Annotated in this window: 16 protein-coding genes; 6 read left to right on the forward strand and 10 right to left on the reverse strand. The window is 71.6% G+C overall.

The genetic code is table 11. The features are described 5' to 3' along the window. Positions 1-175 precede the first annotated feature (175 nt). The gene (locus KY469_08175) at positions 176-1,414 is read right to left on the reverse strand and encodes a hypothetical protein (protein MBW3663060.1); all 1,239 of its coding nucleotides are present in this window, start codon (positions 1,412-1,414) and stop codon (positions 176-178) included. Positions 1,415-1,497: 83 nt separating this feature from the next. Between KY469_08175 and KY469_08180 the strand changes: the two genes are divergently transcribed. The 4 genes from KY469_08180 to KY469_08195 are packed head-to-tail and all read left to right on the forward strand — an operon-like array spanning position 1,498 to position 6,889. Further along, a complete protein-coding gene (locus KY469_08180; protein ID MBW3663061.1) occupies positions 1,498-2,475 on the forward strand; it encodes a glycosyltransferase family 2 protein in 978 nt (325 codons plus the stop codon). Continuing rightward, positions 2,462-4,093 (forward strand): hypothetical protein, encoded by a 1,632-nt coding sequence (locus tag KY469_08185; GenBank protein ID MBW3663062.1) that lies wholly within the window; start codon positions 2,462-2,464, stop codon positions 4,091-4,093. The genes KY469_08180 and KY469_08185 overlap by 14 nt, the downstream gene beginning before the upstream one ends. Then, complete coding sequence (locus KY469_08190; GenBank protein ID MBW3663063.1) at positions 4,086-5,267, forward strand: glycosyltransferase; 1,182 nt, start codon at positions 4,086-4,088, stop codon at positions 5,265-5,267. Before KY469_08185 ends, KY469_08190 begins: the two co-directional genes overlap by 8 nt. Beyond that, on the forward strand, positions 5,264-6,889 hold the full coding sequence (locus KY469_08195) for a hypothetical protein (GenBank protein MBW3663064.1): 1,626 nt from the start codon (positions 5,264-5,266) through the stop codon (positions 6,887-6,889). Before KY469_08190 ends, KY469_08195 begins: the two co-directional genes overlap by 4 nt. On the opposite strand, the gene KY469_08200 is transcribed toward KY469_08195, so the two are convergent. From KY469_08200 to KY469_08240, 9 genes are all read right to left on the reverse strand, one after another. After that, a complete protein-coding gene (locus KY469_08200; protein MBW3663065.1) occupies positions 6,837-8,258 on the reverse strand; it encodes a hypothetical protein in 1,422 nt (473 codons plus the stop codon). The genes KY469_08195 and KY469_08200 overlap by 53 nt on opposite strands. Beyond that, on the reverse strand, positions 8,245-10,737 hold the full coding sequence (locus KY469_08205) for a cell wall-binding repeat-containing protein (GenBank protein MBW3663066.1): 2,493 nt from the start codon (positions 10,735-10,737) through the stop codon (positions 8,245-8,247). The genes KY469_08200 and KY469_08205 overlap by 14 nt, the downstream gene beginning before the upstream one ends. Before the next feature lie 84 nt (positions 10,738-10,821). Next, complete coding sequence (locus KY469_08210) at positions 10,822-11,943, reverse strand: NDP-sugar synthase (GenBank protein ID MBW3663067.1); 1,122 nt, start codon at positions 11,941-11,943, stop codon at positions 10,822-10,824. Continuing rightward, complete coding sequence (locus KY469_08215; protein MBW3663068.1) at positions 11,936-12,823, reverse strand: glycosyltransferase family 2 protein; 888 nt, start codon at positions 12,821-12,823, stop codon at positions 11,936-11,938. Before KY469_08215 ends, KY469_08210 begins: the two co-directional genes overlap by 8 nt. Further along, the gene (locus KY469_08220) at positions 12,823-13,197 is read right to left on the reverse strand and encodes an EamA family transporter (protein ID MBW3663069.1); all 375 of its coding nucleotides are present in this window, start codon (positions 13,195-13,197) and stop codon (positions 12,823-12,825) included. Before KY469_08220 ends, KY469_08215 begins: the two co-directional genes overlap by 1 nt. Beyond that, a complete protein-coding gene (rfbD, locus tag KY469_08225; protein MBW3663070.1) occupies positions 13,197-14,042 on the reverse strand; it encodes a dTDP-4-dehydrorhamnose reductase in 846 nt (281 codons plus the stop codon). Before rfbD ends, KY469_08220 begins: the two co-directional genes overlap by 1 nt. Continuing rightward, positions 14,039-15,052 carry a dTDP-glucose 4,6-dehydratase gene (gene rfbB / locus KY469_08230; GenBank protein ID MBW3663071.1) on the reverse strand — a complete coding sequence of 338 codons (1,014 nt, stop codon included), beginning with the start codon at positions 15,050-15,052 and terminating at the stop codon, positions 14,039-14,041. The genes rfbD and rfbB overlap by 4 nt, the downstream gene beginning before the upstream one ends. Before the next feature lie 9 nt (positions 15,053-15,061). Next, the gene (locus tag KY469_08235) at positions 15,062-16,135 is read right to left on the reverse strand and encodes a glucose-1-phosphate thymidylyltransferase (GenBank protein MBW3663072.1); all 1,074 of its coding nucleotides are present in this window, start codon (positions 16,133-16,135) and stop codon (positions 15,062-15,064) included. An 18-nt stretch (positions 16,136-16,153) separates the two neighbouring features. After that, positions 16,154-17,542, reverse strand: a complete 1,389-nt coding sequence (locus tag KY469_08240; GenBank protein ID MBW3663073.1) for an LCP family protein — start codon at positions 17,540-17,542, stop codon at positions 16,154-16,156. 193 nt (positions 17,543-17,735) lie between these two features. Between KY469_08240 and KY469_08245 the strand changes: the two genes are divergently transcribed. Further along, positions 17,736-18,452, forward strand: coding sequence for a hypothetical protein (locus tag KY469_08245; GenBank protein ID MBW3663074.1), 717 nt, complete (start codon positions 17,736-17,738; stop codon positions 18,450-18,452). A 43-nt stretch (positions 18,453-18,495) separates the two neighbouring features. Beyond that, complete coding sequence (locus KY469_08250) at positions 18,496-19,773, forward strand: magnesium transporter (GenBank protein ID MBW3663075.1); 1,278 nt, start codon at positions 18,496-18,498, stop codon at positions 19,771-19,773. The last annotated feature ends 1 nt before the right edge of the window (position 19,774 follow it).

A 19,774-nucleotide genomic window follows, 5' to 3' on the forward strand; every position in this document is an offset into this window, starting at 1 on the left:
GGCTGAAGCCAGGGCCATCCCGATCCATGACAACTGCACAGCGACCGACCGACGCCGACGGGGCGCGTGTCCCGACGACGAACGAACACGCCGCCGGCATCCGCCCCGCCGACGTCGGTCACCCAGCACCCCGCCGACCGACGCACCCGTCCCCACATCCGGGGAGGCGCTGCCCTCAACGGGGGACGGCGGCGCGGAACTCGCGCCACCACAGGAGCAGGGCGATGGCGGCACCGGCGGCGAAGCCCCACGCGGCGCCGGTCGCGTCGTCCCACGCCGCCCCGGCGACGGTGAGGCCGAGGAACGGGACCAAGGCGAGCAGCCGCGCGCGCAGGTTGCGCTGCGGGACGTTGAGCGCGCGCAGGCCGTAGCCGGTGGCGAACGCCGCCCCGTTCAGCGCCATGCCGATCGCGACGGGCATGGCGACCGGCTGGGCATCGCTCCACGTGTCCCCCAACAGCGCCTCGCCGATCGTCTCCGGCAGGATCCACACGATGACACCGAGGGCGATACCGAGCGCGGCGAGGCCCGCCGCCAGCCCCGCCGTCGCGCGCACGAGGCGCTGGGGGGAATCCCGCACGATGCGAACACCCTCGGGGACGGCGAAGAGGCCCGCACCCATGACGAGCACGTGGAAGGGGCCCATGATGACCTGCACGCCCCGGACCGCCGCGACCGCGACCGTCGTGGAGACGATGGCGATTCCGAATAAGGCCAGGTGGGTGCCGGAGGAGTGGGCCAGGAACTCCGCGGCGAAGCGCCACCCGTGTCCCCCGTGCGATCGCCACCACTGCGCGGCGCCCCGGAGGGATGGGATGACACGCAGGCGCAGCAGCTCCCCGGCGACCGCTACCGCCGCGGCGGTCCCCCAGCCGAGGACGAACCAGACGATGGCCAGGTCGGCCACCACCATAACCACGACCGCGACGCCTTGTCCGGTGAGCCACGCGAGGTCGAGCATCGCCGCCGACCGCGGCCGACCACGCGCCACGTGCACGTGGCGCAGGGCGTCCTCGAGGAGCAGGAACGGCAGGGTCGCCGCGAACGCGAGCACGATCGGCCCGACGAAGCCGCCGACGGCCAGACCGACCGCGGCGAACGCCGCCCCGATGGCGGCGCCGATCGTGAGTGACAGCCCCAGCACGGACCTGGCAGTCTCGGCCGGTCCCAGGACCAGCAGCGGCTCGCCGAGGAGCCCCCGTGCCACGCCGACGGACAGCAGGTAGACCGCGAACACGAGGCTGATCTCGCCGAAGCCCGCCGCCGAGGTCTCGCGCGCGGTGACGACGGCGAAGAGGAAGTTGCCCGCGCTGACGACCGCCTGTGACGTGACGCTCCAGCCCGCTCGTCCGGCGAGACGTCGCAGGGCATCCACGCGACCGGCGGGTGAAGGCGTGGGCGAAGGACGTTCCACCCGGGAGCTCCCGACGACGGCGCGGGCGGGGCGGAGGGTAGCCTGCCGCCCACTCCCGCCCCCGCGACCGGTCCTGACCTGCGATGCCTGTGAGTCCCACTCTCGACGCCCTCCCGGAGGCCGAGCTCGACGTCACCGTCGTGCTGCCGGTCCACAACGAGGCCGGCCACCTCGTGGCCGAAGTGGAACGCATCCGCACCGCCCTGGACGGATCGTCGTACACCTACGAGGTCATCGTGGTGGACGACGGATCGAGCGACGGCAGCGAGCATCTCGTCCACGAGCTCGAGGGCGTCCGGGTCATCCAGATGAAGCAGAACCGGGGCTCGGGCGCAGCCCGGAGGATCGGCACGGCGAGCGCGCGGGGCGAGGTCGTCGTCTGGACCGACGTCGACATGACCTACCCCAACGAGCGCATCCCCGAGCTCGTCGACGCGGTCGAGGGCTACGACCACGTCGTCGGGGCGCGCCGGACGGAGCAGGGCAGCCACAAGCTGCTGCGGACCCCGGCCAAGTGGTTGATCCGGCGTCTCGCGATGCTGCTGACGGACTCGCGCATCCCGGACCTCAACTCCGGGTTCCGCGCCTTCCGCCGTGACGTGGCCATGCAGTACCTGCACCTGCTGCCGGAGGGCTTCAGTTGCGTGACGACGATCACGCTGGCCTTCCTGACGAACGGGTACTCGGTGCGGTTCGTGGACATCGACTACTTCCCCCGTGCGGGCGAGTCGAAGTTCCACTGGTGGAAGGACACGCGCCGCTACCTCGTCCAGGTCGTGCGCATGTCGCTGATGTTCAACCCACTGCGGATCTTCGCGCCGGTCGGTGTCCTGCTCCTCCTGGTCGGGATCGGCAAGACCATCTACGACGTCGTCTCCGACCCGGTCACGATCGCGATCAACACCGTGGTGCTGCTGCTCGTTGCGGTGGTGACCCTCGTCGTCGCGTTCCTCAGCGACCTCGTGGTCCAGCTGACCAAGCCCCCGACCAAGATCCTTCCCGCGGCGACGTACGTGTCCGAGCCGGCTGCCGACGGGGTGGGCGTGCGTGCCGACAGCTGAGCGCACCGCCCTGTGGGTGGGCCTGCTCTGGTTCGTCGTCGCCTTCGTCGCGCTGATCGTGGTGTGGGGCTCACCTTGGCGCCTCCCGCACCAGTCCCCCGACGAGGCCGCTGCCGCTCACGCGATGCAGCTCGTCGCCGACACCGGCCGTCCCCTGCTGGCGGTTCCGTTCGATGACCCCGGGGGGCTCAGCCACCAGCGGCTGTGGGTGCGGATCGACGGCGCGTACACCCCGGCGTACCCGGCCGGCGCCTTCTACCTCTACGGACTGCCGCGGGTCGTGCCCGGCGGGGCGTGGCTACTTTTCCTGCTGCCCGCCGCCGGGTTGGCGGCGTACGCAGCCGGCACCGCTCTCGTGCTGCCGCGGTCACGCTGGCTCGCCGCACTCGTGCCGCTCCTCGCGTTCCCCGGCACCTACTGGGTGCTCCGCCCTTGGCACAACGTCTCGGCGGCGATCGCCCTGACGGGTCTGGGGCTCCTGGCCGCCACCTGGGCGTGGCGCCGGAACCGGACGCGCTGGTCGTGGGCGACGGTCGCCGCGGCGATCCTCGCGAGCGTGGTGCGCCCCGACCAGATCCACGTCTGGTTCGGCATCGCGCTGCTCGCCACGCTCGCCGGTGTCACCGATCGCCGCCGCGCGGCGCGGTGGACCCTGATCCACCTCGGCGCCGCTGCGCTCGCGTTCGGCCTGGTGATGCTCGGCAACGTCGCCGTGACCGGTGACCCGTTGACCACGCCGATCGCCTTCCTCGACTTCCCCACCAACATCCAGCCTGCCGCTCTGGGTCTGCCGACGCCGTGGGCCGAGCTCGCGCTGATCGTCGCGCCCCGCGGCTGGCCCGACTGGTCCAACGTCGCCACCCAGTTCGGCAAGTACGGCCTGGCGTTCGGACCCATGGCCGGCGTCACCGTCGCCGCCATCGTGGCCGCGGGGCTGGGACTGCGACGCCTGCGCCGGGACCGTCGAGGTCTGCTGCTCGCCATCGCGGGCGGGGCGCTGCTGCTGTGGTTCGCGATCTCGCGCGTGAGCGCGACCGACTACGGCGCCGCGTTCCCCGATCCGGGGTTGTCGCACACCTACCCCCGGTACACCGCCCTCGTGTTCCTCGCGGTCGCCGTCCTCGCCGTCACGGGGGTCGCGCTCGTCCGTCACCGCACCGCACGTGGGATCGCCGCTGCAGCGGTGGCGATCCTGGCGCTGCTCGGCGCCGGGTACGCCGTGACCGCACCACCGAACGAGGAGGGGCTGGCGTGGCTGCGAGGTCACCTGCGTGGAGCCGACCGGCTCGCCCACGCCGTCGACGTGGAGGCACCGGCCGATGCGTTCGTGTACTCGCTGCGAGCGGACAAGCACCTGTGGGGCGTACGCCCCGTCGGCCTGCTCCAGGTCGAACGCCCCGCCGCTCCCGGCCGCATCGCGACCGCTCGCGTCATCGCATCCCTGCTCGCCGCCGAGGCCGCGGGCTACCGTCCCGTCGTCCTCGAGCTGATCGGCGACGAACCCCAGGTGCTGATGGAACTCCTCACGCCGCACGGGCTGACGCTGCGTCGCACCTTCGAACCGCCCCAACTCGAGGGCGTCAACGACGCCCCGGCGTGGGAGGTCGTGCGTGGCTGATCGACCACGGGTGCTGGTCGTCACCACGAACTGGCCGCTGCGCCGGCGCGGCGACCGCACCGGCGTGTTCGTGTACGACCCCGTCAAGGCGCTCGAGGACGAGGTCGACTTCACCGTCGTGATGCCGCTCGACGCCCAGGTCGCGGCGCGGTCCGAGCGGGACGGGACCGTGGCCGTCCACCGGTTCGGCTACTGGTGGCCGCGTCGCAGCCAGCGGCTGGCTCACGGTGACGGCATCCCGAGCAACCTCCGACAGAGCCGGCTGGCGTGGGTGCAGCTGATCGGGCTGGTCCTCGCCACGATCGTCACGACGCTACGCCGCTCCCAGGGCACCGATCTGATCCACGCGCACTGGCTCCCGGTCGCGGTGCTCGCCTGGCCCGCCGCCAAGCTGCGCGGGGTTCCTCTGGTCGTCACCCTCCACGGCACCGACGTCACCCAGTTCCCCGACCGCATCGTCGCGTGGTCGCTGCGACGCGTGGACGTGGTCGTATCGGCCCACGACGACCTGCTCGCCGAGGCGGAGCGGCTGGCCCCGAGGACACCGCGGCTCCGCATCCGCCACCTCGTCGAGCCACAGGAGGCCGACCCGGAGGCGGTGCGCGCCGTCCTCGGCGATGGCCCCATCGTGCTGTTCGTGGCGCGGCTGTCTCCCGAGCGTGATCCGGTCACGTTCGTCCGTGCCGCCCGACACGTGCTCGACGCGGTCCCCGCGGCTCGGTTCGCGGTGGTCGGCGAGGGACCGGAGCGCCCCGCCGTCGAGGCCGAGATCGCCCGCCTCGACCTCGGGGACGCGGTCACGGTGTTCGGCCACCGGCCCGACGTGTGGAGCTTCCTGCGCGCGGCGACGGCGTTCGGGGCGCTCAGCGATCGCAACAACGCGTGGGTCACCGCGATGGTCGAGGCGATGGTCGCCGGCGTCCCGGTGGTGGCCACGACGGCGGGCGCGACGGCCGAGGCGCTGCACGACGGGGAGGACGCGCTGCTGGTCCCTGTCGGCAACCCCGAGGCCGTCGGGGCGGCGTTCGCCAGGCTGCTGACCGATCCCGGTCTCGCGCAGCGCATCGCGGCCGGGGCGCGGCGCACGCTCGAAGACGAAGGGTTCGACCCGGCCCACGTCCGCCGCCAGATGTCACAGCTGTATCGCGACCTCGCGGACGGGACGCTTCCGTGACGCCGCTGTCGTGGCGCGAGCTGGTCCGAGGCGCCCCGCGCGTCATCTGGCTGCTCGGCGCCTTGCACGTCTTCATCGCGGTGTTCTACGCGTTCGCTGTGCCGCTGTGGCACGCCCCCGACGAGCAGGGGCACGTCGACCTGGTCCGCACCGTCGGAGAGGACCTGGGGTTCCCCGAGCACGACGGGCTGCAAGTCAACCGCCAGATCCTGGCGTCGCTGCCGATCGTCGCGCTCGTGCCGGTCGAGTGGCGTGTCGCCTTCGAGGATCCGTGGACGGGGCTGGCAGCCGACGACGCCCTGCCACGGTCGGCGCGGCCGTCGTTCGACGAGCTCGCCCCGGACGGACCCTCCGGCACACCGAACCACGTCGTGAACCACCCGCCCCTGTACTACGGAGGGCTGTCCGCGGTCGCCACCGTGACGGCGTCGCTCGTGCCCGGTTCCGGGGGATGGTCCTGGGATCAGCAGGTGAGCTGGCTCCGCCTGCTGAACACGCTGCTCGTGCTGCCGCTGCCGCTGCTGGTGTGGGGGACGGCGATGCGCCTGACCGAGCGCCGTCGCATCGCGGTCTCGGCGGCGGTCGTGACGCTCGCGGTCCCGATGTTCCACCACATCACGGCGTCGGTGAACAACGACAACCTGCTCAACCTCGCGACCGCGGCCCTGCTGTTCACCCTGAGCTACGTGTGGACGGGCGACCTGACCCGCCGGACAGCAGGGTGGGTCGGCCTAGTGGCCGGCGTCGCGTTGCTCGCCAAGGCGTTCGCGCTGGGGTTCCTGGTCTGGGTCGCACTGGCCTACCACGTCGGGACCTACCGGGCCCGGGTGCGAGGCGCGACGTCGACGGCCCAGGGCGCCGGGGCGCTGAGCGTCGCCGGGGTCGTGACGCTGGTGGCGGGGGGCTGGTGGTACGTCGTGCAGCTGATCACCGAGGGCACGCCGGTGCCCAGATTGCGGCTTGACGCCGTCGCGCAGGGCTTCGACCCCGACGAGGGCTGGTGGGCGTGGTTCTTCGTCCGCCAGATGACGCGCAAGTTCTGGGGCTACTTCGGCATCGAGCAGTTCCAGATCCCGTGGGCGCTCATCCTGCTGGGTGTCGCGGTCGTCGTGGTCGGCGTCGCGGCCTCGTTCGGCGGCCGGTGGGTGGTGCAGCGGTGGCGTTGGGCGGAGCCGCTGCTGCTGCTGACGCCGTTCGTCACCACCCTGGCCATCGTCGTGTACGGAGCCTGGGACGGCTACGCGACCACCGGGTTCACCACCGGCGTGCAGGGCCGCTACCTGTTCACCGCCTTGCCGGGTGCGGCCGTCGCCGTCGCCGTCGGCTGGGACCGGCTAGCGGCACGTTGGACGCCCCTCGCGCTGCTGGTCCTGGTCGCGACCCTCCAGACCGCCGGAGCGGTGACGGTGGTGTCGGGCTACTGGGCTGGTGACGACCTTCTGGCCAACCTGCGCTCGCTGCTGGCGTGGTCGCCGTGGGAACCGGAGCTGATCGTGCTGTCCTGGCTGGTCCTGGTCGCGCTCGCCGTCGGCGTGGCGCGCGACGTGCTCGTCACGACCCGGGAGGCCATCAGTGGAAGCGACGGACCTCCACCCGGTGCTCACCCACCTCGACGAGCGTGAGGTGCTCCGACGCCTCGAGGTAAGAGCTGAGCAGCGCCCCCTGCGGCTGGTCACGACCGCCCTCGACGAGCAGCAGGTAGCGGCGCCCCGCCGGTAACACGTCCTGGCGGTCCGGTGCAGGCGGGGCGCCGAAGTGCTCGGTCGTGCACCCCGAGTACCACGTGACGATGGGCACCGGCCAGGCGAGGACGCCGCAGGGCTCGTCGTCCGCGTCGGCGGCCACCGCCTCAGCCGCAGCCACGATCGCGGTGCGGTCCTGGGCCACAACGATCACCCGGTGCCGCGCCTGCAGGTAGCCGGTTCCGGCTGCACCGACCACCAGCAGCGCCACAGCCACCGCGACGACCCGGCGACCGGACGTCGCCTCGGCGAAGGCGACGGCGGTCGCGATGCTGAGCAGCGTCACCGTGTGGATCAGGAAGCGGGGATCGGGTCCGCTCGCGAACGCGACGAGGACCGCCCCGCCGACCGCCGGCACGAGGAGGAACAGCGCCAACCGGCGGCGCGCCCCACCGGCCCAGCCGATCCAGCTGACCGCCGCAGCGGCGCCGACGAGCACCGCCACGAGCCCGGCGATCCCCGCGAGCGTCCACGGGATCCAGCCCAGGTACGTCGCGAGTGTCTCCCCTGGCACCGAGGGCGGGGCGAGCTGGTCGGCGAGACGGAGCACACCGAGTGCCTCACCCGTCCGGGCACGGGACCACAGAAGGTGCGCGCCGAAGCCCACCAGTCCCAACGCGGCGGCGGCTGCGGTCACGGCGGGGGCGCCGACCAGACGCCGCCACCAGAGGGCGGCGGCCGTGGCGACGGTCACGAGGATGTAGACGAGCGCGCCGTAGCGCACGACGAACGCGCTCGTCAGCAGCAGCGGGGCGGCCAGGAGCCCCCATCCGGGGGTCGCGCGAACCTCGAGCTCTCGCCACAGCACCCACGCGCCCGCGAGCAGCAGCGCCGCCGCCGGGACGTCGGTCAGCAGCTGCGACGAGCGCACGAGAACGGATGGCGATGCCGCGACGAGCGCGGCGGCAAGGGCCGCCGCTCGCCCACGCCACGGTGACGAGTTGGTGACCGTCGCCGTGAAGCCTGCAACGACCAGGAGCAGCGCCACGCCTCCGAGCAGCCCGACGACCCGGACGGCGGCGGCCACACCGGTCACCGTGAGCGGCGCGGACAGGAGCGGCAGGCCCGGCGGACGGTGCAGACCCCAACCGGTCTGCGGGAAGTCGGCCAGCAACCCGCGACCGCGGAGGGCGTAGACGGTCTCGTCCCACTCCAGCGGCGCACCTATCGCGATGAGCGAGGTGGCCGCGATCGCGAACACGAGGACGACGGCGAGTGTGACCGGACGCCGGAGGTCAGCCCCCGGCATCGGTCGGGCTGGGCTCCGGGGACGCCGTCGGCTCTGCCTCCTCCGCGGCCGCATCACGCGCGGCAGCGGCACCCTCGACCATCGCGACCCGGACCGCGTCCACGACCGTGTCACGGATCGCGACCGGCCCGCCGGAGACGAGCAGCTGCGGGTGCTCCCAGCCGAGTTGCACGAGCCAGTCGGGGTGTTGGCCCGAGTCCCACGGGGAGCGGGCGCCGTCGTACTCGCTGGGTACGAGCAGGAGCCGACCTCCCAGCCGGGCCGCCAGCGGTCCGGCCGACAACCCGTCGGGGTAGTTCGTGCCGGTCGCGAGGACGACGATCTGCTCCTCGGACGCGTCGATCGACGCCACCTGGCGGCTCGTGCCGTAGCGGTCATCGCCGGCGAGACGGGAGGTCGTGTAACCAGCGGATGCGAGCTCCTCCTCGACCGACGGAGGGATAGTCGCCGGGCCGCCGACGATGGCGACGTTGGCGGGCTGCCAGGCCTCGAGTGCGGCCCAGGTCTCCGCAGGGACCACGTCGGTCACGATGAAGACCGGGAGCGGGGCGCCCGAGCCGCCGCTGCGCGCGGCCAGGCTCGCCACCGCCAGCGCATCGGCCCACTCGCGGGTGGGGTGCTCGGGGAACTGACCACGCACGATGAGCGCACCCGTCTCGCCCTCCGCGGGGCGAGGCAGCAGCTCGGCGATGAGCGCCGCGGTCTCGAAGCGGTTGGCGCCATCCAGCCGTCGCACCTCGGCGACGTCGGACAGCTCCTCGAGCGCCTCCTCGACCTGCTGCGACAGCGCCGCCTCTCCGCCCAGCATCACGACCTGCGTGGCGCCGAGCCGGTCGATCTCGGCCGCGGTCGCGGCGGCCAACGCGTCGGAGGGCGTGATCAGCAGTGGGGCGTCGAACGTGCCAGCCAACGTGCTGCCGGCCAGCGCGTCGGCCGGGTTGTCAGAGCGCGCCACGACGACAGTCGCCGCGTCGGACCAACCTCGCTGTGACAGCGCGACGCTCGTCGCGACCCGCTCATCTCCCGCGAGGCGCTGGGGGACGAGGTGGGCATCGGGGATGTACTCACCGACGTGGACGAGTCCCGACCGCAGACCGAGGACCGACCGGATGCGCTCGCCCGAGTAGCGCTTCTCGACCCGTTGCCCGGACCCATCCGTGCCGACGGCGAGCACACCACCGCCGTCGAGGGCTGAGGGTCGTCCGCCGGGTCCTCGACGGTCGACCTCGATGGAGGTGAACGTCTCCAGGCCGAACGCCTCGGCGAGTTCGGCGTGGCTGAAGCCACGGGACCAGCGCTGGTAGGGGTTCAGGGGGTCCTCGGGATCGGCGGCGATCTCCCAGCGGGAGACGTCGACCGCCTGGAGGTAGGGGATCGCGCTGCCCCAGACGTGCTGGACGTTCTCGCTCCAGCCGCCGTGGCTCGAGGAGTAGAACGCCGAAACGGTGCTGGTCGTATCCGTCTCCGGATCGGTGTAGGTCAGGACCTGACCGGCGGTCGCGTCGACCGCATCCCCCCACCGCCGCTCCGTGTCGGCCTCCTCCTTGTCGAAGCCGGCGTAGTACTGGTCGGTCGTGTCGGGGCGCAGGTCGCAGCGGCAGGAGGGCACGCCGTTGGGGCCGTAGACCGCCGCGCGTTGATCGATCTGCGCCAGCGCGTAGCTGCGCGCCGCGATCGCCTGCGCCCGCAGGGCAGCGGGCTCCCAGGAAGACGGCACCTCGGCGAGTCCCCACAGGTAGCGGTCCATCGCCTCGTGGTCATCCGTGGGGGTGATGTGCTGCACGACGAAGACCGTCCCACCGCCCTCCGACGTGTAGTCGAACTCGGTGAAGCCCCACTTGACCCGTCGCCCCGACTCGACGATACGCACGACCGTGCCGTCGTGCATGGCACGCAGCCGGTCGTAGATCACATCGCCGCCGCGCCAGCGCTCGTTCCCGTTGCCGTCGCGCAGGACGAAGTCCGTCGAGTCACCATCCGCCTCGACGATCCACTCCTCGCCGGCGGGGATCACGACCTCGGTAGGCGAGCACGAGGTTGCTTGCTCGTTGCAGAGGTGGATCGGGACATCGGCGCCACCGGAACCGGCGGCGGTCGTGCGGTAGACCGTGGTGAGGTCGGTGGTCGCGCGCAGGCCGATGCGGATAACCGCTGGCATCGCGGCGGAGTCGATCCGGCTACCGGGGTAGGACGTCGCGAGGATGGTGCCGTGGGTGCAACCCAGGAGCGCCGCTCCCTGCGTCGCGTACTGGCTCATCCCGACGCCGTGGCCGAAGCCACCCCCGTTGAGCACCACGTCGGGATCCTCGGCCGCTACGGCCTCGCTGGTGAGGAAGGCGAGATCCATCCCGCCGGCGGGGAGGCAGTCGGGGCCGTCGGCGGGAGCCGCGGCGACCGGTGTCGGGACCCCAACCGGTACGAGCACGAGCGCCAGCAGGGCCGCCAACATCGGCCACGCGGGGTGCCGGGGAGTGCTCACAAGCCTCAGTACCTCACAGGAGTTGACAACCACCACCCGCCTAGGGTAACGCTGGAACCCATCGCTGCGGTTCCGGGGGCGCGCTCAGCCGGCAGCGGGCGGGTGTCGCGCCCCGTCGTCGAGGCGCTCGCCGGCGGCGACGGTCTGCCCTGATCCGAGGACCACGTTGGTCCCCAGCCGGGCACCCGACTCGATCCGGCACCCGCGGCCCGCGATCAGGCCCTCGGCGACGACCGCCGGACCGACGTGCACGTCCTCGTGCAGGATGCACGACCCGAGACGGACGCGCTCACCGACGTCGCAGGCTCGGCCGACCACCGTGCCTGGACCGACCACGGCACCCGGGCGGATGCGCGCCTGCTCCAGCACCAGAGCGGGGGCGTGGAGCGTGGCCTCCGGCGCCACGTCGGCGCCGTCGGCGATCCGCAGACCGGGCTCCCGCTCTGGCACGCGGGTCACCGACGGCCAGCGGAGCTCACCGTTGAGGGCGAGCCGGTGCCCCTCGCGGTAGCGCCGGGGCGTGCCGAGGTCGGCCCACACCCCCTCCCACACCACTCCCTCGAGGTGGCCACCTCGTCGGATCAGGCCAGGGAACACGTCGCGCTCGAAGCTGAGCGGACCTTCGGGGTGGGGCTGCAGGACGTGCGGTTCCAGCAGGTACGTGCCCGCGTTGATGGCGTCCTGACCCGGCAGCGTCCCCTCTGGCGGCTTCTCGACGAACCGCGTGATACGCGTGCCGTCGCGAACGGCCACGCCGTAGCTCGAGGTGTCCTCGACGCGGGTGAGGACCATGGTCGCGTCGGCACCGGAGCGCGCGTGCGCCGCAGCGACGCTGGCGAGGTCGACGTCCGTGAGGATGTCCCCGTTGAGCACGAGGAAGCGGTCATCGAACTGGTCGATGACGCTGCGGACGCCCCCGGCGGTATCCAGCGGTTCGGGCTCGGGGACCGAGGAGAGCTCGATGCCGAGCTGCGCGGCCGGCCCGCGGAGGCGGTCGAACGGCTCGGTGATCGCGCCGACGACCAGCAGGACCCGGGCGACGCTCGCCGCTGACAGTCGCCGCAGCACGCCGAGCAGGAACGGCTCGCCGCAGAAGTCGAGCAGCGGCTTCGGGGTGTCGTAGGTCAGCGGCTGCAGGCGGGTACCACGCCCGCCAGCGACGATGAGCGCGACCCTCGGAAGGTGGCTCGAGCCCGCGTCACTCACCGGTCGTGCTCCGTCCCGTCCGAACCCGGACGAAGGCGTCCCAGGCGAGGACGAGGACGATCCACGCGCCCAGTCCCAGCCGGATCAACGGACGCAACACCCGACCAACGCCCCGGGCGTACGCACGGCCGTAGAACCGATCCAGGCTCTTGGCGTGTTCCACGACCATCTTCGCGCGTCGTCCTTGGGTGGACGCGCCCACCGAGTGCACGACCTCGGCGCTGGGCTCCCAGCGGACCCGCCAACCCTCCTGGCGCAGGCGGTACCCGAGGTCGACGTCCTCGACGTACATGAAGTAGGCAGGGTCGAACCCGCCGACCTGTTCGAAAGCGGCGCGTCGGAGCGCGACCGCGCAGCCGGACAGCCAGTCCACCTCCTTCGGGGCCGACGGGTCCTCGTCGGTCATGCGGTACGTGCGGGTCCAGCGGTTGTCGGGCCACCACAGCCCGAGGAGCGCGTGGCCAGCCGCCTGGCCCAGCGACGGGAAGCGGCGGGCGCTCGCCTGTCGCCGTCCATCGGGGTAGCGCACGAGCGGACCCACCGCGCCGACGCCCGGATCGGACTCGAGGACGTCGGCCAGCGCCGACAGCGACCCCGCGGTGAAGCGCGTGTCGGCGTTCGCGACGACGACCACGGGGGCCCGCGTCCGTGCCACCCCGGCGTTGGCTGCCCGTCCGTAGCCGATGTTGTCGAGCGCGAGCACCGTGGCTTCGGGGTAGCGGGAGCGGACCGCTTCGGCGGTGTCGTCCGTCGAGCCGGTGTCGACGAGGACGACCTCGTCCGCGCCGGCGTCGGTCAGGGTCGCCAGGCACGCGAGCGCCTCGTCCCGCGTCTCGTGCGAGACGATGACGACGGCGATCCGCGGCTCGGGAGGAGGCACTAGGACTGACCGATGCCGATGAGCGCGATGCCGGCCATGATCAGCACGCCGCCGACCCAGACGGTCACGCCGGGGCGCTCACCGAGGACGATGACGCTGAACAGCAGGATCAACACGTAGCTGAGGCTGACCACCGGGTACGCGGTGGACAGGGGCAGTCGCGACAGGGTGATCAACCAGAACACCGCCGACAGCGCGAACGCGATCAGACCGAACGGGACCTGCCACGTGACGATGACCTTGCCGATCAACGTCCCGAGTGCACCGGCTCCCAGCTCGTCGATGCGGCCGATGCGCTCCATCCCCGCCTTCAGGAACAGCTGACCCGCCGTGGCGAGCGCGACCGAGGTGAGCAGGATCGCCACCGTGCCCATCAGGCGGCCTCCCCCAACTCGTCCACCAGCGCGGCGAGGCCGTCGCGCCAGTGGGGCAGCTGCGCCAACCCCGAGCCGATCGCGTGGCGGTTGTCGAGCACGGAGTACGCGGGGCGGGGAGCGGGACGATCAAGCTCGTCGGACTTCATCGGAGACAGAGCGACGTCGAGCCCCGCGAGCTCGAAGGTCGCGGCGGCGAGCTCGAACCAGCTGCACGTGCCGCTGTTGGTGCGGTGGTAGGTGCCGTAGCGGCCACTGACCGACAGCTCGCGGATCGCCGCCGCGAGGTCGCGGGTGAAGGTGGGGGAACCGGTCTGGTCGTCGACGACACGGGCCTCCCCCCGATCCCGTCCGACACGGAGCATGGTCCGGACGAAGTTGTTGCCGCGCGCCCCGCACACCCACGACGTCCGAACGATGTAGTGCGCCGGCAGGGTCTGGCGCACGAGCATCTCCCCGGCCGCCTTGGAGCGCCCGTACTCGCTGGCCGGACAAGGAGCGTCGATCTCGCGGTACGGCCGATCAGCGACCCCACCGAAGACGTAGTCGGTGGACAGGTGCACCATCGCAGCGTCCATCAGGTCGGCCGCACGGGCGAGCCACCACGGGCCGAGCGCGTTGTCACGGTGGGCGCGGTCGGGGTCGGACTCACAGCCGTCCACGTCGGTCCACGCCGCGCAGTTCACGATCAGCTCGGGGCGGAGGTCGCGGACCGCAGCGACCACATCCGGTTCGACCGCGATGTCGAGGTCGGCGTGTGTGAGGGGCGCGACATCGTGATCGTCGAACGCATCGACCACGTCCAGGCCGAGCTGGCCGCCGGCTCCGGTGACGAGCACCCTCACTCGGCATCCTCGCCGTTGGCAGAGGGCGCGAGGCCGCGCCGAGCTGACGCGCCGTGCTGCTTCAGGGGACGCCACCACCACTCGTTGTCGCGGTACCAGGCGATGGTCCGGTCGAGCGCCTCCTCGAAGCCCTGTTCCGGCTTCCACCCCAGCTCGCGGATCCTGGTGGCGTCGACCGAGTACCGCAGGTCGTGACCGGGGCGGTCCGGGACGAACTCGATCATCTCCTCGCCGAGCCCGAAGCGATCGAGGATGGTGAGCGTGAGCTCGCGGTTGCTGAGCTCGTTGCCCGCCCCGACGTTGTAGATCGCGCCCGGCTCACCGTCGGTGAGAACGAGCCACTGTGCCGCGGCGTTGTCGACCACGTAGGTCCAGTCACGCACGTTGCGACCGTCGCCGTAGAGGGGGACCTTCAACCCGTCGATGAGGTTGGTCACGAACAGCGGGATGACCTTCTCGGGGTAGTGGTAGGGCCCGAAGTTGTTCGTCGTGCGCGTGACGGTGATCGGGAACCCGTAGGTCTCGAAGTACGCGCGGGCCAGCAGGTCGGCACCGGCCTTGGACGACGAATAGGGGCTGTTGGGGAAGAGGCCGTCGTTCTCGTGGAAGGAGCCGTCGTCGATCGAGCCGTACACCTCGTCGGTGCTGATGTGCAGCACACGGTCGACCTGGTGGCGGCGCGCCACCTCGAACACGACACCTGCCCCGGTCACGTTGGTGTGCAGGAACTCGACCGGACCCTCGATCGAGCGGTCGACGTGCGACTCGGCGGCGAAGTTCACGACCGCGTCGTGACCCTCCATCGCGTCGGTCACGTGATCGAGATCGCAGATGTCCCCCTGAACGAACGCGTACCGCGGGTCGTCGCTGTGGTCCTGCAGCGAGGCGAGGTTGCCGGCGTAGGTCAGTTTGTCGAAGTTCGTGATCCGCACGTCGTCGGTGGTGGCGAGGACGTGGCGGATGAAGTTGGCGCCGATGAAGCCAGCACCACCAGTGACGAAGACGCGCACGCGGACCTCCTAGCTCTGACCCGGGACCTCGACCTGGCTGTGATCGCCGAGCATGAACCGGTATGCCGCCGGCTTGCGCGCGCCTCGCTCGATCGCGACCTCGCGCCCGAGCAACGACCCCTCGATCCGGGGGATGTGGCGCACCACACAGCGTTCGAGCAACACCGAGTGCTCGATCTCGGTGTGGAGGAGGTAGCAGTCGGCTCCGATCGAGGTGAAGGGCCCGACGTAGCTGTCCTCGAGGATCGTCCCCCGCCCGATCGCCGCGGGGCCACGCACACGTGAGTTGATCAGGCGGGCGCCTTGCTCGATGACGACCTCGCCCACGACCTCGGACGAGCTGTCGACGTCGCCGTCGATGCGCCGGGGCAGCGTCCCGAGGACGATGCGGTTGGCCTCGAGCAGCTCGTCCTTCTTGCCGGTGTCCAGCCACCACCCGGTCACGATCGAGGCCCGCACGGTGCTGCCGTCGTCGATGAGCTGCTGGATCGCGTCCGTGATCTCGAGCTCGCCGCGCGCGGACGGCTCGATGCGCTTGGCGGCATCGAAGATGGCGGGGGTGAACAGGTAGACGCCGATGAGCGCGAGGTCGCTGGGCGGGCGCTCGGGCTTCTCGACCAGACGCACGATGTTGCCCTCGTCGTCGAGCTCCGCGACCCCGAAGCGCTCCGGGTCGCCGACGTGCTTGAGCAGGATCTGCGCGTCGGGGCGTCGCTCCTCGAAGTCGGCGACGAGCGGGGCGATCCCGCCCTCGATGAGGTTGTCCCCCAGGAACATGACGAAGTCATCGTCGCCCAGGAAGTCCGCGCCGGTCAGGAGCGCGTGCGCGAGCCCCAAGGGGGCGTCCTGGGGGATGAAGGTCGCCTTGATGCCCAGGTCGGAGCCGTCCCCGACCGCCGAGCGGATCTCGTCCGCGGTGTCACCGACGATGATCCCCACGTCGGTGATGCCCGCATCGCGGATCTGTTCGAGACCGTAGAAGAGGATCGGCTTGTTGGCCACGGGCACGAGCTGCTTGGCGCTCGTGTGCGTGATGGGGCGCAGGCGCGTCCCTGCGCCACCAGCCAGGACGAGTGCCTTCACATCGAACTCCTCGGGTCCTCAGTCGACAGCCGCGGGCGCAGCTCCGCCGGCGGGCTCGGTGGCACGGTCCCGCGCCGACGCATCCTGACCGCTGCCGTGTGCGTCCACCCAATCGGCCCCGACGACGACGACCACGTCGACTCCGGGAGGGACCTCGCCTTCCTCCACGCTGGCGCCGGGGAACGCCCCGGCAACGAGATCGGCCTTCGCTCGCTCGCCGGCGGCGTGACGGATCACGGTCGTGGCGACGTCGAAGCTGTCAGCGTTGCCCACGCTCGAGACGACGAAGCCCCGGTCCTCGAGCCACTGCTCGACCTCCGCCGCGAGCCCGCTGGTACCGACACCGTTGAGGATCTCGAGCTCGACATCTGCGGGAGCGAGGTCTTCGACCTCGTCCTGGCCGACATCGGGCATCGGGCCGCCCTCGCGGAGTGCCTGGAACAGCGCCTCCGCTCGTTCGGGGTGGGCGTACACGAACGGGCTCTGCCAGTACCCCGGGACCGAGCGTGTCTCGAGCTGCTCCGGCGTCAGATCACGGAGGGAGTTGGCCAAGCGCAGCATGTCGCGGGCGCCGAGATCGCGATCGGTCGTGATGGCAGCCGCGACCGCATCGATGAGCCCCTTCAGCTTGAACGGGTTCAGCAGGGTGCCGGCGGACGTGAGCTTGTCCATCGCCTGGCGGATGAAGTACTGCTGCCGCGCGATGCGTCCGAAGTCCCCGCTGCCGAACTCGTCACTTGCCTGCCGGGCACGGACGAAGCCGACCGCTTGCTCGCCGTCCAGCTCGTGGCAGCCGGGCGGGATGTTGGCACCCGCGTAGGCGTCGACGAGGCCGTTCTCGGTGCACACCTCCACACCGCCGATGGCGTCGGTCAGGCGGAGGAAGCCGGCGAGGTCGACCTCGACGTAGTGGTCGATCTCGACCCCCGTGTAGTCCTGCACCGTCGCGACGAGCGCGTCCGCACCCCCGCGTGACTTGATCGAGTTGAGCTTGACGGGCTCGCCCTCGTAGGCCACGCGCAGGTCGCGCGGGAACGACACGATCGCGACCTGCTCGCGAGCTGGACTGACCTGGACGATCATGATGGTGTCGGTGAGGTCGGTGCCGACGTCCTCGGTGCCCAGGCGTTCGAGCTGCTCGTCGGTCAGGCCCTCGCGGCTGTCGGCGCCGACCAGCAGCACCGTCAGCGTGCCCTGCAGCGGCTGGCCCGCGAGGTCGTCCTCGAGCGCAGGGAGTTCGACCGTCTTGATCCGGCTGTTGGCGTACTTCCAGAGTCCCAGCCCGACGGCGACGAGCAGGATGCTGAGCGCGGCGACGGCGATCGCGACCACGCGCACGGTCCGCCCCCAGTCGCGCTTCTTGGCGACGCGGACGGACTTGAACAGCGGCGCGCTCGGTCCGGTCACAGGTCGGTGGCTCCGGGTCGGCGTCCCCGGCCTCGGGGTTGGAGGTGGTGCGGGCGGGACGGGTCCTGATCGTGCCCCGGGAGCGGTCCCGTCGCGCCGGCGGTGACGGAGGGACCGAGGCCGGAGCGTAGCATCGCGCTTCGACCCTTCCTCTGTGCTACCGCTTCGCTACTTGAGCACTTCCCTTACTGTCATGGAAGGCAATCCCCTGCGTCTCGGAACCCGCCCCGGACAGCTCGATGCCGCCGCCGACCTCGCTGCCGCGCTGCGGGCGGCAGCCGCACAGCTGGGACACCGCCCCGCCGTCACCGTGCTAACGCCCGACCGTCGTGAGGAGCAGGGCTTCACGTCGCTGGCGCAGTGGGCGTCCAAGGGCGCGCACCTCCTGGAGTACGAGTTCGGGTTCGACGTGGGTGCGCGCGTCGCCCTGGCCCCCGCGCCCGGCTGGCCGCTCGTCGCGGTGTGCCTCGCGTGCTGGTGGTCGGGCGTGACGGTCGTGTTCGACGGGCCCGGCGATCTCGTGGTCGCACACCTCGACCATCCCGTGCCGGACGGCTCCGACGTGCTGTGGATCGGCGACGCGGTCGATGGCACGCCGGTGTCGGACACGACTGGCGAACCGTGGTCCGTGGCCGTGCAGGCCTTCCCCGATCAGCCGCCACCGGCGCGCGCCGGTTCCGACGTGCTCGCGCTGCAGGTCGGGGACCGGACGTGGTCGCACGCGGAGCTGATCGCGGCCGCGGGGCGCTGGGACCAGCCGGGCCCGCTCGGCGTCACCGCCAACCTCGACCCGCTCGACCTGGTCGTGGCGATGGCGGTCCGACCGCTGGCGACCGGCAACCCGTCGGTGCTCGTGCGGGGCGTGGACACATCCGCCGCGAGCGGTGAGGGTGTGACCGACTGGGCGTGAGTCCAGAGGACCTGCGTCGTCCCGGCCCCTAGGCTCCGGCTCCGTGGCCCGCCGGATCCCGACCCGTCTCCCCGCACCTGTGCTCGGCCTGGTGCGGGCCTTCGGACTGCCCGTCACCGAGGTCACGAGGTACTGGCGGCAGGAACGGGTCGCCCTGGGGCGTGGGTTGCTCGCGCTGTTCCTCGCCGCCAACGCCGACCTCGCCGCGGGGATCGTGCTCGGGAAGGCCGAGTCCCAGGTGGAGGATCTGCCCGGTCTGCTCGTGCTGATCCCCGCCGCGATCGCCATGCGCGGCGCGACCTTCGGGGCGCTCGGGGCGCGCCTCGGCACCGCCATCCACACCGGCGAGTTCGAGCCGGACCTCGAGCGGGGCGGCTACCTGTGGCGCCAGCTCGAAGCGATCGCGGTCCTCACGCTCGTGACATCGGTCGAAGCGGCCCTGTTGGCCAAGGCGCTGAGCGTCGCTACCGGACTCGAGTCCGTGACGGTCTGGGACCTCGTCGCGGTGTCCGTCATCGGCGGCGTGCTGGCGTCGCTCGTGCTCGTCGTCGTGACGATCAGCCTCGCGCGCGCAGCGCAGCGGCGCGGCTGGAACATGGACGACGTCGGGGCCCCCGCGATCACCGCGACCGGCGATCTGTTCGCGGTGCCCGCCCTGCTCGTCGCCACCGTCCTGGCCCAGCGGGGCGCGATCACCCTGGCCGTCGGGATCGGCCTGGTCGTGGCCGGCGTCGTCGGCACCGCCTACGGATGGCGACACCGAGCCGCGGATGTCCGCCGCATCGTCAGGGAGTCGTTCATCGTCCTGACTTTCGCGGCAGCCGTATCGGTGTTGGCCGGGATCGTGCTCGAGTCGCGGAGCGAGCTGTTCACCGCCATCCCCGCCCTCCTCGTGCTGTTCCCGCCGTTCGTCGCGATGTTCGGATCGCTTGGCGGGATCCTGTCGAGTCGGCTCACGAGCAAGCTGCACCTCGGCCTGCTCTCACCCCGGACCTTCCCGGGCAAGATCGCGGCGCTGGACTTCTCCGTGACGTACCTGTTCACCGCCGTGATCTTCGCCTTCGTCGGGGCGGCGACGTGGGTCCTGGCATCGGTCCTCGGTCTCGATGCACCGTCGCTGGGACAGCTCGTGGGGGTCTCACTGGTCGGTGGGTTCTTCGGGACCACCCTGCTGTCGGCGGTCGCGTACACGGCCGCCACCGCGACGTTCCGGTTCGGCCTCGATCCGGACAACCACGCCATCCCGATCGTGACATCGGTGATGGATTTCCTGGGCATGTTGTGTCTCGTCGCCGCGATGGCGATGCTGGGAGTCGGATGAC

Source organism: Actinomycetota bacterium (assembly GCA_019347575.1).
Classification (GTDB): Bacteria; Actinomycetota; Nitriliruptoria; order Nitriliruptorales; family Nitriliruptoraceae; genus JAHWKY01.

Coding starts and splice junctions, on each gene's coding strand:
- KY469_08200 (MBW3663065.1), bottom strand. CDS start 8,258: ATGCCGGGGGCTGACCTCCGGCGTCCGGTCACACTCGCCGTCGTCCTC.
- KY469_08180 (MBW3663061.1), top strand. CDS start 1,498: ATGCCTGTGAGTCCCACTCTCGACGCCCTCCCGGAGGCCGAGCTCGAC.
- KY469_08245 (MBW3663074.1), top strand. CDS start 17,736: ATGGAAGGCAATCCCCTGCGTCTCGGAACCCGCCCCGGACAGCTCGAT.
- KY469_08220 (MBW3663069.1), bottom strand. CDS start 13,197: ATGGGCACGGTGGCGATCCTGCTCACCTCGGTCGCGCTCGCCACGGCG.